The organism is Amycolatopsis keratiniphila, from assembly GCF_000400635.2.
Classification (GTDB): Bacteria; Actinomycetota; Actinomycetes; order Mycobacteriales; family Pseudonocardiaceae; genus Amycolatopsis; species Amycolatopsis keratiniphila.
Genome location: NC_021252.1, coordinates 7,543,350 through 7,556,880 on the forward strand (window position 1 = coordinate 7,543,350; position 13,531 = coordinate 7,556,880).

The 13,531-nt window shown below is 69.8% G+C and carries 14 protein-coding genes; 7 read left to right on the forward strand and 7 right to left on the reverse strand.

Annotated features, from left to right (window positions below; translation table 11 throughout):
* Positions 1–34: 34 nt before the first annotated feature.
* Positions 35–844, reverse strand: coding sequence for an SGNH/GDSL hydrolase family protein (locus AORI_RS74725; protein ID WP_016337025.1), 810 nt, complete (start codon positions 842–844; stop codon positions 35–37).
* Between the two features lie 151 nt (positions 845–995).
* Here AORI_RS74725 and AORI_RS74730 point away from each other — a divergent pair, with 151 nt between their 5' ends.
* Positions 996–1,586, forward strand: a complete 591-nt coding sequence (locus AORI_RS74730; protein WP_016337026.1) for an SACE_7040 family transcriptional regulator — start codon at positions 996–998, stop codon at positions 1,584–1,586.
* Positions 1,587–1,643: 57 nt separating this feature from the next.
* Positions 1,644–2,141, forward strand: coding sequence for a hypothetical protein (locus tag AORI_RS74735; RefSeq protein ID WP_016337027.1), 498 nt, complete (start codon positions 1,644–1,646; stop codon positions 2,139–2,141).
* A 116-nt stretch (positions 2,142–2,257) separates the two neighbouring features.
* On the opposite strand, the gene metX is transcribed toward AORI_RS74735, so the two are convergent.
* From metX to AORI_RS74750, 3 genes are all read right to left on the reverse strand, one after another.
* A complete protein-coding gene (metX, locus tag AORI_RS74740; RefSeq protein WP_016337028.1) occupies positions 2,258–3,352 on the reverse strand; it encodes a homoserine O-acetyltransferase MetX in 1,095 nt (364 codons plus the stop codon).
* On the reverse strand, positions 3,349–4,650 hold the full coding sequence (locus AORI_RS74745; protein ID WP_016337029.1) for a bifunctional o-acetylhomoserine/o-acetylserine sulfhydrylase: 1,302 nt from the start codon (positions 4,648–4,650) through the stop codon (positions 3,349–3,351). Before AORI_RS74745 ends, metX begins: the two co-directional genes overlap by 4 nt.
* A 79-nt stretch (positions 4,651–4,729) precedes the next feature.
* Positions 4,730–5,128 (reverse strand): VOC family protein, encoded by a 399-nt coding sequence (locus AORI_RS74750; RefSeq protein ID WP_016337030.1) that lies wholly within the window; start codon positions 5,126–5,128, stop codon positions 4,730–4,732.
* 58 nt (positions 5,129–5,186) lie between these two features.
* Between AORI_RS74750 and AORI_RS74755 the strand changes: the two genes are divergently transcribed.
* The 3 genes from AORI_RS74755 to AORI_RS74765 are packed head-to-tail and all read left to right on the forward strand — an operon-like array spanning position 5,187 to position 7,561.
* Positions 5,187–5,537 carry a PadR family transcriptional regulator gene (locus AORI_RS74755; RefSeq protein ID WP_043848364.1) on the forward strand — a complete coding sequence of 117 codons (351 nt, stop codon included), beginning with the start codon at positions 5,187–5,189 and terminating at the stop codon, positions 5,535–5,537.
* The gene (locus tag AORI_RS74760) at positions 5,534–5,971 is read left to right on the forward strand and encodes a VOC family protein (RefSeq protein WP_016337032.1); all 438 of its coding nucleotides are present in this window, start codon (positions 5,534–5,536) and stop codon (positions 5,969–5,971) included. The genes AORI_RS74755 and AORI_RS74760 overlap by 4 nt, the downstream gene beginning before the upstream one ends.
* A 36-nt stretch (positions 5,972–6,007) precedes the next feature.
* Positions 6,008–7,561 (forward strand): PucR family transcriptional regulator, encoded by a 1,554-nt coding sequence (locus AORI_RS74765; RefSeq protein WP_016337033.1) that lies wholly within the window; start codon positions 6,008–6,010, stop codon positions 7,559–7,561.
* Positions 7,562–7,682: 121 nt separating this feature from the next.
* On the opposite strand, the gene AORI_RS74770 is transcribed toward AORI_RS74765, so the two are convergent.
* The 3 genes from AORI_RS74770 to AORI_RS74780 all read right to left on the reverse strand — a co-directional run bounded on the left by AORI_RS74770 (position 7,683) and on the right by AORI_RS74780 (position 9,388).
* Positions 7,683–7,910 (reverse strand): hypothetical protein, encoded by a 228-nt coding sequence (locus AORI_RS74770; RefSeq protein WP_016337034.1) that lies wholly within the window; start codon positions 7,908–7,910, stop codon positions 7,683–7,685.
* Between the two features lie 117 nt (positions 7,911–8,027).
* A complete protein-coding gene (locus AORI_RS74775; RefSeq protein WP_016337035.1) occupies positions 8,028–8,447 on the reverse strand; it encodes a pyridoxamine 5'-phosphate oxidase family protein in 420 nt (139 codons plus the stop codon).
* On the reverse strand, positions 8,447–9,388 hold the full coding sequence (locus tag AORI_RS74780) for a zinc-binding dehydrogenase (RefSeq protein WP_043848365.1): 942 nt from the start codon (positions 9,386–9,388) through the stop codon (positions 8,447–8,449). The genes AORI_RS74775 and AORI_RS74780 overlap by 1 nt, the downstream gene beginning before the upstream one ends.
* Positions 9,389–9,554: 166 nt before the next feature.
* Here AORI_RS74780 and ald point away from each other — a divergent pair, with 166 nt between their 5' ends.
* Entirely contained in the window at positions 9,555–10,670 is a 1,116-nt protein-coding gene (gene ald, locus AORI_RS74785; RefSeq protein WP_016337037.1) for an alanine dehydrogenase, read from the forward strand.
* A 128-nt stretch (positions 10,671–10,798) separates the two neighbouring features.
* Complete coding sequence (locus AORI_RS74790) at positions 10,799–13,525, forward strand: AfsR/SARP family transcriptional regulator (protein ID WP_016337038.1); 2,727 nt, start codon at positions 10,799–10,801, stop codon at positions 13,523–13,525.
* The last annotated feature ends 6 nt before the right edge of the window (positions 13,526–13,531 follow it).

Sequence of the window (13,531 nt, forward strand, 5' to 3'; positions counted from 1 at the left end):
AGCCGAGGGAAGGGGGCCTTCACGCGCGAAACGGTCAGCCGATCGCGGAGACCAGCGGGTTGTAGTAGCCGCCCCGCTGGCCGGCGGCCGTCGGGTGGTACGAGTTCACGATCGGCCAGGTGAGGCTGTGCAGGTAGTCGTCGGCCGACGAGCAGATGTTGTGCCCGGTGAACGCGGGCCGCACGTCGACGAACTTCGCGCCGTTGGCCGCGGCGCGGGCCGAGAGCACCGACGCCAGCGCGTCGGAACCCGAGTTGATCGCGGTGCGCTTCGTGTCGCTCAGCCCGACCGAGCACGAACCCGGCACCGTGTAGAAGCGCGGGTACCCGAGGACGACCAGCTTCGCGCTGGGCGCCTTCGCCTTGATCTTGCTGTAGACGTTGTCCAGCAACCCGGGAAGCGTGTTGTTCACGTAGGTCTTCGCGGTGTTGACCCGGTTGATGCAGGTCTGGTCGCTGCCGGTGGTGCAGGTGGTCATGACGTCGGCGAAACCGGCGTCGTTGCCACCGACCGAGACCGTCACCAGCGTGGTGCTGGAGGTGACGTTCGCGATCTGGTTGAGGACGTCGCCGGTGCGCGCCCCCGAGCACGCGACGAACTTGAAGGTGGTCCCGGCGTGGGCGTTGGCCCACAGCTGGGGATAGGCGTTGGCACTGCGCATGCAGTCGCCCGAGTTCCCGTAACTGCCGGCACCGACGCCGGACGAGTACGAGTCACCGAGCGCCACGTAGTTGGTCGCCGCTTGGGCGGTGCCCGCGAGACCGAGCGTGGCAAGGACAGCGACCCCCAGGGCCGCACCTAAACGAGTGAAGGAAAGAGCTTTGATCCGAGCAGGGACGGCCATGGTCACTCCTTCGTGACAAGTTGACGAGAGACAGCATTACCAGGTGGTAACCCCACACAAAAGGGTCATTTCCCCAGGTAGCCCACTTGGCTCAGGCTGGAAGTACGGCCGCGTGTTAGCGCTCGCTAACACGCGGCCTTAATATGGCCAGATGCCGGCGAACCCCACCCCACTCGTGAACGGCGAGAAGGCGAACAGGCGCGAACAGATCATGGCCGCCGCCGCCGAGCTCTTCGCCCACCACGGTTTCCACGGCGTCGGCATCGACGACATCGGCGCGGCCGTCGGCATCTCCGGCCCGGCGTTGTACCGGCATTTCCGCAGCAAGGACGCCATTCTCGGCGAGATGCTGAACTCGATCAGCCGCTACCTCCTCGACGGCGGGACGGCCAGGGCGAGCCAGCGGGACGAGCCGGGCGAGGTTCTCGAAGCACTGGTGGATTTTCACGTCGATTTCGCGCTCACGCATCCCGCGCTGATCACCGTCCAGGAACGCAATCTCGCCAATCTCACCGACAGTGACCGCAAGCAGGTCCGCGCCCTGCAGCGCCAGTACGTCGAGGTCTGGGTGCGCGCGATCAGCGACGCCGTCCCCGGGATCGGCGAACGGCAGGCGCGCTCGGCGGCGCACGCGGTCTTCGGGTTGATCAACTCGACGCCGTACAACCGCCATCTCGGTGACAGCGAACTGGCCGAGATGCTCTGCCGTCTCGCGCTGGGTGCACTGCACTCCGCCAAGTGACCACGACCGGGTTTCGGCCTATCCCCACTTTTCCGTCCTCTGGTGTTTGATAGGCACGTGGAGCCGGACAGGAGCGAGTACGAGCGGAGGCTCGTCGAAAAGGCGCAGCGTGCGCTCGTGGCGATCAGCCTCGGGGAGGACGCCGAGGCGCTCGACGAGCTCATGCCGACCGCCGCCGAGCCGCAGGCGCGCTCCGACGAGACCAAAGAGCTCGTGATGATGCTGTTCGGCGAATGCAGCGCCATGGTGTCGACGCTGGGTGATGGAGGAAGTGCGCCGGTCAAGGTGCAGGTGTTCGACGAGGACGGCGAAGAGGTCTCGATCGACCAGGCGGACCCGCCCGTGCGGACGGCCGTCCGCACCCTGCTGGCCGAGGTGCACGGCAACAGCGAGGCCGCGCAGGAACAGGTCGAGATCGCGCTCGCCAACGCCGCGCCGGACGAGGTCGACAGTCTTGTGCTGCAGGCGCTGCGGTGGACGATCCGGCTGTCGGCGGAATGCCTTGACCGGGATCTGCCGGTGGCGCCCTGGATCTCGGACGCCGTCGCGGACTAGCCGCTCGCGCTCGTGGCCGCCTCGCGTGACTGGATGGACGACACGCGTGATCAGCCGGACGTCGCGTGTGTCGTCCGGCTGATCACGAGAGTCGTCCGTCTGATCACGCGAGGCGGCTAACCCAGCAGCAGCTTCACCAGCCGCCCGATCTGCTCGGTCTCGATCAGGAACGAGTCGTGCCCGTAAGGCGAAGCGATGACGGCGAATTCCGCCCCGGCGACCCCGTCCGCGATGGCCCGCGACTGGTACAGCGGGTAGAGCCGGTCGCTGTCCACCCCGGCCGCGACCGTCCGCGCGGTGACCCGGCCGAGCGCGTTCGCGACGCCGCCCCGCCCGCGGCCGACGTCGTGCGTGTTCATCGACTCGGTGAGCACCACGTAACTGCCCGCGTCGAACCGGCGCGACAGCTTCCCGGCGTGATGGTCCAAATAGGACTCGACGGCGAACCGCCCGCCGCGCAGCGGGTCTTCACCGTCCTGATGGCGGTGGCCGAAGCGTTGCGCCAGCTCGGCTTCACTGCGGTACGTCGCGTGCGCGATGCGGCGCGCGATGCCGAGTCCGGCGTCCGGGCCGACGCCGGGAAGGTCGTAGTAGTCTCCGCCGTGCCAGCCCGGATCCGACCGGATGGCGTGCAGCTGCGGTGCGGCCCAGGCGATCTGGTCGGCCGACGCCTGCGCGGTCGACGCGAGGACGAGCAGCGCCGCGACCCGCTCCGGCTCGCTCACCGCCCATTCCAGCGCCCGCATCCCGCCCATGGAGCCGCCGATCACCGCGGCCCACCGCCCGACGCCGAGCGCGTCGGCGAGGACGACCTCCGCCCCCACCTGGTCGCGGACCGTCACGGCGGGAAACCTGCTGCCCCAAGGACTTCCGTCCGGATGCGCGGAGGACGGGCCGGTCGAGCCCTGGCAGCCGCCGAGCACGTTCGGGACCACGACGAAGAACGCGTCCGTGTCGATCGCCTTGCCCGGCCCGATCAGGCCGTCCCACCAGCCGGGGCTGACGTGACCTTCCTCCGCGGGGCCGACGGCGTGGCTGTCCCCCGTCAGGGCGTGCTCGACGAGGATCGCATTGGAGGCACTGGGATTCAGCGTCCCCCAGGTCTCATAGGCGAGCGTGAACGGCAAGGTCCCGCCGGTTTCGAGCGCCTGGACGCCGCCGACGAAGCGGCGACGTCCAGGCGGCTCTCCCTCTCGCCAAGCACCGGTCACAGAGCGGCCTTGGCCGCCCGGAATCCGGCTTCGAGGTCGGCCTTGAGGTCCTCGATCCCTTCCAGGCCGACGGCGAGCCGCACGAGGCCCGGCGTGACACCGCTCGACAGCTGCTCCTCCGGCGTGAGCTGGCTGTGCGTCGTCGAGGCCGGGTGCACGATCAGGCTGCGCACGTCGCCGATGTTGACCAGCTGGCTGTGCAGTTCCGTACCGTCCACAAAGGCCCGTCCGGCTTCGACGCCGCCGCGCAGGTCGAACGAAAGCACCGCGCCGGCGCCCTTCGGCAGGTACTTCTTCGCGGCCTCGTAGTACGGGCTCGACGGCAGCCCGGCGTAGTACACCTTCTCGACCTCGTCGCGCTGCTCCAGCCATTCGGCCAGCGCCTGCGCGTTGGACACGTGCCGCTCCAAACGGAGCGAAAGTGTCTCGATCCCTTGCAGGATGAGGAAACTGTTGAGCGGCGCGATCGCGGCTCCGGTGTCGCGCAGGATCTGGACGCGCGCCTTGGCCGCGTACGCGCCCGGGCCGAGCGCCTCCCAGTACTTGAGGCCGTGGTAGCTCGGGTCGGCTTCGTTGAACCCGGGGAAGCGCGCCGGGTCCTTGCCGAAGTCGAAGGTGCCGCCGTCGACCAGCACCCCGGCGACCGTGGTGCCGTGCCCGCCGAGGTACTTGGTCGCCGAGTGGACCACGATGTCGGCGCCGTGCTCGATCGGCCGGACGAGATACGGCGTCGGCACGGTGTTGTCCACGACCAGCGGGACACCCGACTCGTGCGCGGCGTCGGCGACCTTGCGGATGTCGAGGACGTTGCTGCCCGGGTTGGCCAGCGTCTCGGCGAAGAACAGCTTGGTGTTGGGCCGGACGGCGGCCTTCCACTGCTCGATGTCGTCCTGGTCCTCGACGAACGAGACCTCGATGCCGAGCTTCGGCAGCGTGTAGTGGAAGAGGTTGTAGGTGCCGCCGTAAAGCGCCGGGCTGGAGACGAAATGGTCACCGGAGTTCGCGAGGTTGAGGATGGCCGCCGTCGTGGCCGCGGTCCCTGACGCGAACGCCAGCGCCGCGACCCCGCCTTCGAGCGCGGCGAGCCGCTGCTCCAGCACGTCCTGCGTGGGATTGTTGATCCGGGTGTAGATGTTGCCGGGCTCGGCGAGGCTGAAGAGATCGGCGCCGTGCTGGCTGTCGCGGAACACGTACGAGGTGGTCTGGTAGATCGGGGTCGCCCGCGCGCCGGTGGCGGTGTCCGGCGCCGCACCCGCGTGGATCTGCTTGGTCTCGAACGACCATCCGTCCGCGCTCATCGCGATTCTCCTAGCGGCTCAAGGGGTTTCGGCTGTTGGCACCGAAGCTAGCTCCGCCGGACGGGGCACCCAACTGCTCTCAGGAGGTGGGATTCCTTTCCTGGAGAGCGAACCTGTTGCCCTCCGAATCGGTGAACATCGCCCACCAGCCCCACGGCTGCTTCTCCGGCCTGGCCGGGAACTCGACGCCTTTCGCCGAAAGCTCCTCATACGTCCTTTCGATGTCGTCGGCGTAGAAGAAGAAATTGCCCGTCGGGAGTTCGTCCCGCACCTCGAAGCGTTTGAGGTCCTCCGGAGCGGTGCTCAGGACGAGCGACGTCACCCCATCGGCTGAAGTGACCTCGACCCACCGGTTCCCTTCGTCGTCGTACGGCACGTCGGTGGTGATCTCGAATCCGACGACCTCGGACCAGAACCGCTTCGCCCGTTCCTGGTCCCGTACTCCGACCACGATCTTGTGCACGCCACGAATCGCCACGTCCCCACTCCTTTGTATCCACCATGGATATAACGAGATCGGAGTGTATGCTTCGCGGATGGCCGACGGCAACCCGCAGCTCACCCCCGCGGCGTTCCAGACCCTGCTGGCGCTCGCGAAGGGGCGCGCGCACGGCTACGCGATCATGGGTTTCGTCGACGAGGTGAGCGGCGGCACCGCACAACTCGGCCCGGGCACGCTGTACCGGACACTCGCCCGGCTCGTCGCCGACGGCCTGGTCGAGGAGGCCCCGGACGCGAGCGAGGACCAGCCGCACGACTCTCGCCGTCGTTACTACCGGCTGACCCGCGCCGGCCGCGAAGTCGCCGCCCGCGAAGCCGAGTTCCTGAGCAGGCTCGTCGCGGTCGCCGACCAGACCGGGCTGCTGAAGCGCGCGGAGTCGGCGTGAGCCGGGCGCTCGGCTTGGTGCCGCATCTGTTCGTCAAGGATGTCGACGCGTCGCTTTCCTTCTACGGCAAGGCGTTCGGCGCCGTGGAGCTGTTCCGCAACGTCCTGCCGAACGGTGTCGTGCTGTTCGTGGAGGTCGCCGTCGGCGACGCGCGGCTGCTGGTGAGCCAGGAGATCCCGCAGCTCGACGCGCTCGCCCCGTCGACACTGGGCGGCACGCCGATGCTCTTGGTACTGGAGACCGAGGACCCCGACGACCTCGTACGGCGTGCGGTGTTCGCGGGCGCGCGGGTGGAGGCGCCGGTCGAGGAGATGTTCTTCGGCGAGCGCTACGGCCGGATCGTCGACCCCGACGGCCACCGGTGGGCGCTGACCACGAAACGCGAGCGGTTCACACCCGAGGACATCGACGCGAGGACACCCCGCGAGGTCTGACGTGTGCGGCGGTCCCGCCTGCTGGACAATCGCCCCATGGTTTCGGTGCGCACTGTCGTCGACCGGGTGGGGCCGACGCTGCTGCACGCCCTCCAGGTCCCCGAGGAGTCCCCCGCGGTCGGCGACGTCGTCATCGCCGAACCCGGCCACACCCTCGCCGCGGGGGACCTCGTCCTCGGCGTCGCGATCACCGAAACACCGGAGGCCGCCGAACTCGTCAAGCTCAGCGCGGCCAAAGGCGCCGCCGCCGTCCTGCTGAAACCCCCGCTCGCGGCGAAGCCCTCGGTGAAACGGGCGGCGAAATCGGCCGACATCGCGTTGATCGAGGTGCGGTCCGCGACTTCGTGGGCCCAGCTCGTCTGGCTGCTCAGGACGGTCCTCGACGCGCTGGCCGACGAGTCGGACGCGCTGGAGGACGGCGGCGGCCCCGGTTCCGGCGACCTGTTCCGGCTCGCGGACGCGGTCGCTTCGGTGGTCGACGCGCCCGTCACCATCGAGGACACCAACTCGCGGGTGCTCGCCTACTCGGCCCGGCAGGACCTGACCGACTCGGCGCGCGTGTCCACGATCATGGGCCGCCGCATCCCGGACGACGTGCTCGCGCGGTTCCGGTCGCGAGGGGTGTTCCGCGAGCTTTCCCGTGGGCGGCAGACGATCTTCGTGCCCGCGCAACGCGACGGCACCCTGCCGCGGCTCATCGTGCCGATCCGGATGGGCGGCGAACTGCTGGGGTCGATGTGGGCGGTCGTCGCGGGCCCGGTCTCCGACGAACGCGCGGCAGCGTTCGCCGACGCGGCCCCCGTCGTCGCGCTGCACCTGCTGCGCCGCCGCGCGCACACCGATTCGCAACGCCGGGTCTCGGCCGAGCTCCTGCGCGCGCTCCTCGAAGGGAAGGCCAGCCCGCGCAAGGCGATCGCGGAACTCGACCTGTCCGAGGAGCCGCACCGCGTGGTCGTCATCGAGGTCTCCGGCGGCGACGGCCGTGACGACGAGGGCTTGCGCCTCGCGCTGCTCGAACGGATCTCGCAGGGTGTCGGCAGGCGGCCGGTGGCCACCGAACTCGGCGGTGTCCTCTACGCCGTCGTGCCGGACGGCGACGGCTGGGAGGAACTCCGGGCGGCCCTCGAAGCCCTGCCGTCGTCGCGGAAGGGCGGGACACCGAGGGCGGCCGCCGGCTCGGCCTGCGAAATCGGCGAGCTCGCGACTTCACGGCTCCAGGCCGACGAGGCGCTCGGCCTGCTTCGCGCGAAGCTCGTCCCTGGCCGCGTCGTGGTCTTCGACGAGGCGTGGACGGCCCTTTCGCTGCACCGCGGCGCGACGGCGGCGAGCACCTCGAAGGTCGCCGAGCTCGGGCCGCTCGGCCTGCTGCGCGCGCACGACGAAGCCCACGAGAGCGGCTACGTCGACACGCTCTACCAGTGGCTGCGGCATCCGGGAGACCCGCGCGCGGCCGCGAAGGAACTCCGGATCCATCCCAACACCCTCCGATATCGGATGCGACGGCTGCTCGACCTCGTCCCGCTGGATCTGGACGATCCCGACGTCCGGCTGGCACTGATCACGCAACTCGTTTCCCTGCGGTGGAGTTGATTCCACTACAAACTGCTCGATGACGAATACTTTGTAGCGCGACATTCCGCGTCCGGACGTCAGGAAAGGGTCTTTCAGGACGGAAAACGTCTTGAAAGACCCTTTCATGACATTCGACGGTTCAGTGCGCGCTGGCGCGATATCCGTCCTCAATGGTCTGCCGTACCGCGGCGAGCAGATCGGCACCGGGGTAAAGCGGCAAAAGAACACCGGGGCCCCCGTCGACCCGAAGCGCGGCTTCGTATCCGTGCCCGGGGGTTTCGACAAGGCCGACGATGACATCGGCCGGATTGCCTTCGGTGTCGACGGTGCGGACACGCCGCTCCCGCCGCCAGTCCTGTTTTGTCATGCCGAACAGAATGGCAGCTTACCGGCCAGTAAGATCAACATCTTGACTCGATCGTGCTGCATTTACCGATCCGCAGGTTGCACGACCGCGCCCACCCCCAGCGAACGCGGCCGTACGTCATACCCGATAACCGAGGTCTTCGGCGACGAATCTCTTCGGCACCAGCCGGACCCAGACCGTCCCTTTCACCTCGGGATCATCGTGCAGGTAAGAACGAAAACGCGCATCCCATTTGCTCTCGTCGGGACCGAGATACCGGCTCAGCAGCCGCTGTCCACGAGGGACGTCGAACGGCAGCACCTCGGCCTCACCGCGCGCGAGCACCTGCCGCACCAGGCCGGTGCCGACGTCGCACACGTCCACGGTCACCGCGATCGACGGCGATTCGCGGACGAGCCCGGCCAGCCGCGCCCACGGCCCGGTGAGGATCCAGAAGGCCTTCTTCTCCCAGAGGTACCAGACCGGGCGCACGGTCGGCCCGGCCGCGGCGACCCTGGCCGTCAGCGGACCGGCGAGGAATTCGTCGACGTCGAACATCAGATTTCGAGCAACGTCTTGCCGAGCGCGCCCCGCGACTGCATGACCGCGTGCGCGTCCGCCGCCCGCTCGAGCGGGAACCGTTGGCCGATCACGGGTTCCAGGCGTCCGGCGGCCGCTTCGGCGAGCGCGGACTCGGTGAACGCCCGCATCTGCTCCGGTCCGCCGAGGCCCCGGATCACCGTGACCCCGCGCGCGGCGGCGTCCTCTTCGGACACCTCCGTCCACGAACCACTCGACAGGCCGTAGATCAGCATCCGCCCGCCCGGCTTCAGCAAGCCGAACGACGCCGTCCCGATCTCACCGCCGACACCGTCGAACACGACATCGACCTCTCCCGCCTTCTCCGCCCAGCCGGGCTCCCGGTAGTCGACCGCCAGATCGGCGCCGCGCTCCCGGACGTGCTCGGCCTTCGCCGCACCGCCCGCCGCGCCGACGACCTCGGCACCCGCGGCCTTCGCGAGCTGGACGACCAGCCCGCCGACCCCGCCCGCCGCCGCCTCGACCAGCACGCGCTCCCCCGGCCGGATCCGCGCGGCGGTCACCAGCGCGGTCGCCGTGCGGCCGTCGGCCAGGATCGCCACCGCGGCGTCGAGGGCCAGGCCGTCCGGCACCTCGAAGACTGCGCCGGCGTCGACCGCGACCCGTTCCGCGTAGCCCCCGGAACCGCCGGTCGAGGTCACGACGCGCTTGCCGACCAGGCCGAGGTCGGCGCCTTCACCGACCGCGCTGATCACGCCACCGACACCGTTGCCGGGGATCATCGGCGGCTCGGCGCGGAACGGCCCGCCCCCGCCCGCCCGGAACTGCGTCTCGACGAACGTGATGTTGGCGAAGGCCACCTCGATCAGGACCTGGCCCGCTGCGGGCACCGGATCCGGGGCATCGCCCGCGACGAGCACTTCGGGCCCGCCGAACTCTTTCAACCACACGGCTCTCATGTGACCCAAGGTGCAAGCTCCAGTTGACTGGAGGTCAAGCGATTGTGCCGGGAAAACCATGATCGGTTCTCAACACTGTCTCCGGCGGACGATGACACCGCCGTCCGGGTGGCTCACCGTGAGTGGCAGCACCTTTGTTCGCAGAACCGTCGCCAGGAGGCTTTCCGTGCGTATCGCCGTCCCCCGTGAGATCAAGAAGCATGAATACCGGGTGGCGCTCACCCCGGCGGGCGTGCACGAACTGACCGGGCGCGGCCACGACGTCTTCGTCGAGACCGGTGCCGGCGTCGGCTCGTCCATCTCCGACGACGAGTACGTCGCCGCGGGCGCGAAGATCCTCGCCACCGCCGAGGAGACCTGGTCCGAGGGCGAACTCGTGCTCAAGGTCAAGGAGCCGATCGCCGAGGAGTACCCGCGGCTGCGCGCCGACCAGGTGCTGTTCACCTACCTGCACATCGCCGCGGACCGGCCGCTGACCGACGCGCTGCTGGCCGCGGGCACCACCGCGATCGCCTACGAGACGGTGCAGACCCCGAACCGCGCGCTGCCGCTGCTCGCGCCGATGTCCGAGGTCGCCGGACGGCTGGCGCCGCAGGTGGGCGCGTTCTCCCTGATGAAGCCGAGCGGTGGCCGCGGCGTGCTGCCCGGCGGCATCCCCGGCGTCCACCCGGCGCGCGTGGTCGTGATCGGCGGCGGTGTCGCCGGCCTCAACGCGGCGCGGGTCGCCCTCGGCCTCGGCTCGGACGTCGAGATCCTCGACACCAACGTCGACCGCCTCCGCCAGATCGACAACGACTTCGGCGGCCGCATCCGCACGGTGACCTCGAACGCGCTGTCGGTCGAGCAGTCCGTGCTGGAGGCCGACATGGTCATCGGCGCGGTGCTCGTGCCCGGCGCGAAGGCCCCGAAGCTGGTCTCGAACGACCTCGTTTCGCGGATGCGCCCCGGCAGCGTGCTGGTGGACATCGCGATCGACCAGGGCGGCTGCTTCGCCGACTCGCGGCCGACCACGCACGACGAGCCGACCTACAAGGTCCACGAGTCGGTGTTCTACTGCGTCGCGAACATGCCGGGCGCGGTGCCGCGTACCTCGACCTACGGCCTGACCAACGTGACGCTGCCGTACGCCGTGCAGCTGGCGGACCACGGCTGGCAGAAGGCGCTGCAGGCCGACGCTTCCCTGGCGAAGGGCCTCAACACGCACGCGGGCGCGCTGACCAACGCCCCGGTCGCGGCCGCGCACGACCTGCCCGCCACGGAGCTGGCCGCCGTCCTGGCCTGACCCCCAAGCCACACTCCCACGCGAGGGACCTTTGCCACCCCAGTGCAAAGGTCCCTCGCTCCTTTTTGCGCCTTTCCGGCCCCTTGGTCCCCGCGGTCGCGGCACACTGTCCGCGGGGAGGTACTCGAATGGAATTCGAGGTACTGGGGCCGATCCGCATCCGATCCGTCACCGTCACCGGACGTCTGCAGAAGATCCTGCTGGGGACGCTGCTGGCGAACGCCAACCGCGACGTTCCGGCGAGCGCGCTCGCCGACGTGCTGTGGCCGGGGGAAGCCGACGACTCCGCGTCGAAGCTGTACCTGCACGTCCACAAGCTGAGGCGGCTGCTCGGCGAACCGGATCGGCTGGTGAGCGGGGAAGGCGGCTACCACCTGCGGGTGTCGCCGGGGGAACTCGACGCCCAGCGGTTCGAGTCGCTCGTGGACGAGGCCGCCGCGAGCGATCCGCGGCGATGCGCCGAGTTGTCGCGTGAGGCGCTCGGCCTGTGGCGCGGTGAGCCGTACGACGGCGTCGACTCGCCAGAGCTGGCCGAGCGGGCACGGCTGCTCACCGAGCGCCGGCTGGCCGCGATCGAGACGCTGTGCCAGGCCGAACTCGCCGACGGCGGGCATTCGTCCCTGGTCGACGAGCTGACCGAACTGATCCGCCGTCACCCGTTCCGGGAACGACTGCACGAACTGCTGATGATCGCGCTGTACCGGGCGGGGCGGCGCACGGCGGCCTTGGCCGTCTACCGCGCGGCACGAAGACTGTTCGTCGAGGAGCTCGGGATCGAACCGGGCCCGGAGCTTCGCGAAGCCGAAAGACGAATCCTCGCCGGGCTACCGATCGAACCGGCGGGCTCGCCGTCACCGGCGGTCGTGCCGTCGGAACTGCCCCGCACCGTACGGAACTTCGTCGGCAGAACGGCGGAACTGTCCGAATTGGACGATCAGCTCGCCCAGTCCGGCCGGGATTCGGCCCCGGTGTGCGTCGTGGTGGGCACCGCGGGCGTCGGCAAGACCGCGACGGTGGTCCGCTGGGGGAACCGGGTCCGTCCCCGCTTCCCCGACGGCCAGCTGTACGTCGACCTCCGGGGTTACGGGCCGGAGCAGCCGCCTTCGGCCGCGAACGTGCTCGAAGGGTTCCTCCAGGCTTTGGGGGTCGAAGGCCCGGCGATCCCTCGCGACCTCCCCGCGCGGGCGGCCCGGTTCCGGGCGCTGGCCGCCCGCCGCCGCCTGCTCGTCGTGCTCGACAACGCGCGGACCTGCGAGCAGGTCCGGCCCCTGCTGCCGATGAGTTCGTCCTGCCACGTAGTCGTGACGAGCCGGGATTCACTCGCCGGTCTGGTGGCCCGCGACGGCGCGAACCGGATCGTCCTGCGACGGTTGCCGCCTTCCGACGCGCGGGAGTTGTTCCGTGGCCTCGCGGGCGAACGGACGGACGACGCCGCCGGCGCGATCGACAAGGTGGTGCGGCAGTGCGTCCGGCTGCCGCTCGCCCTGCGGGTCGCCGCGGAGATCTTCCGTGCGCGCGACAACATCAGCGTCGCCGATCTGGCCGCCGAACTGGCGGACGAGCATCGGCGCCTCGACCTGATGGACGCCGACGGCGACGCGCACACCGCGATCCGCTCGGTGTTCTCCCGGTCCTTCCATCACCTGCCGCCGTCGTCCGCGCGCCTCTTCGTCCTGTGGGGTCTCCATCCGGGGCACGACCTCACGGCGTCCGCGTTCGCCGCGCTTTCCGGCGAAGACCTACGCGCCACCCGGAGGGCTCTCGACGCGCTCACCCGATCGCACCTCGTCGAGGAGGGCTTCGCCGGGCGGTACCGGACGCACGACCTGCTCCGCGCCTACGCACGGGAGCTCGCGGACGAGGTCGAGCCCGCCTGCCGTGAGGCGGCCATGCGGCGGCTGTTCGTGTGGTTCCTGCGCACGGTGATCGCGGCCCGCGCGTTCGTCGACCCGAAGGCACGCGTGATCGACTTGAGCGGTGTGGAGGAGACACGGACCGAAGCACCGTTCCACACCCGCGAAGAGGCGCTCGCCTGGTTCGCCGCCGAGCGCGCGAACCTGGTGACCCTGGTGCGGACCGCGGCGGAACAGGGCGCCGACGACATCTGCTGTCTGCTGGCCGCCGCGCTGATGCGGTTGTTCTACCTGACCAAACACTGGGACGACTGGCTGGTCACCCACGAGATCGCGGTGACCGCGGCCCGGCGGTCGGGAAGGCGCGTCGACGAGGCGTACCTGCTGCTCGGCCTCGGGATCGCGCACGACGACGTCGGCGGTTTCGAGAAGGCCATCGAGTACTTCCGCACCACGGCGGAGGTGTTCCACGAGCTCGGCAACCGGCACGGGCAGGCGTGGACGTTGAACAACCTCGGCGTGACACAGGACAGCATGGGCCGCTTCGCCGAAGCGGCGAAGAGTTACACGGCCGCGCTGGAGATGTTCCAGGCGGACGGCGACGGTCACGGCGAGGGCATCGCGCTGAACAACCTCGGCGATCTGCGCCGTCAGCAGCGCTTGTTCGACGACTCCCTGCGCCATCTGCGGGACGCCGTCGAACTGCAGCGGAGCACCGGCGATCGCACGTCGCTGCGGTTCACCCTGCGCACGCTCGGCGACCTCTACCGGGACATGGGGCTGCGTGAGCAGGCGAGCGAACGGTATCGGGACGCGCTCGCGATCACGCGCGAACTGGACGACCGGTGGGGCTCGGCCCGGCTGCTCGTGCAGCTCGCCGACCTGTCGGCGGCGGCCGGACGCGAAACCGAGGCGCGGGACCACCTCCACGAGGCGCTCGGCCTGTGCACGGCCACCGGCGACCCGATCGCCGAGAAGATCCGGGCCCGCCTCGGCACGTGAGGGTTC

Bases quoted from the DNA above. Each gene is read 5' to 3' on its own strand.
- AORI_RS74780 (WP_043848365.1), bottom strand. From the start codon at position 9,388: ATGAGAGCCGTGTGGTTGAAAGAGTTCGGCGGGCCCGAAGTGCTCGTC.
- AORI_RS74730 (WP_016337026.1), top strand. From the start codon at position 996: ATGCCGGCGAACCCCACCCCACTCGTGAACGGCGAGAAGGCGAACAGG.
- AORI_RS74775 (WP_016337035.1), bottom strand. From the start codon at position 8,447: ATGTTCGACGTCGACGAATTCCTCGCCGGTCCGCTGACGGCCAGGGTC.
- AORI_RS74770 (WP_016337034.1), bottom strand. From the start codon at position 7,910: ATGACAAAACAGGACTGGCGGCGGGAGCGGCGTGTCCGCACCGTCGAC.
- AORI_RS74755 (WP_043848364.1), top strand. From the start codon at position 5,187: ATGGCCGACGGCAACCCGCAGCTCACCCCCGCGGCGTTCCAGACCCTG.
- AORI_RS74765 (WP_016337033.1), top strand. From the start codon at position 6,008: ATGGTTTCGGTGCGCACTGTCGTCGACCGGGTGGGGCCGACGCTGCTG.
- AORI_RS74725 (WP_016337025.1), bottom strand. From the start codon at position 844: ATGGCCGTCCCTGCTCGGATCAAAGCTCTTTCCTTCACTCGTTTAGGT.
- AORI_RS74745 (WP_016337029.1), bottom strand. From the start codon at position 4,650: ATGAGCGCGGACGGATGGTCGTTCGAGACCAAGCAGATCCACGCGGGT.
- AORI_RS74790 (WP_016337038.1), top strand. From the start codon at position 10,799: ATGGAATTCGAGGTACTGGGGCCGATCCGCATCCGATCCGTCACCGTC.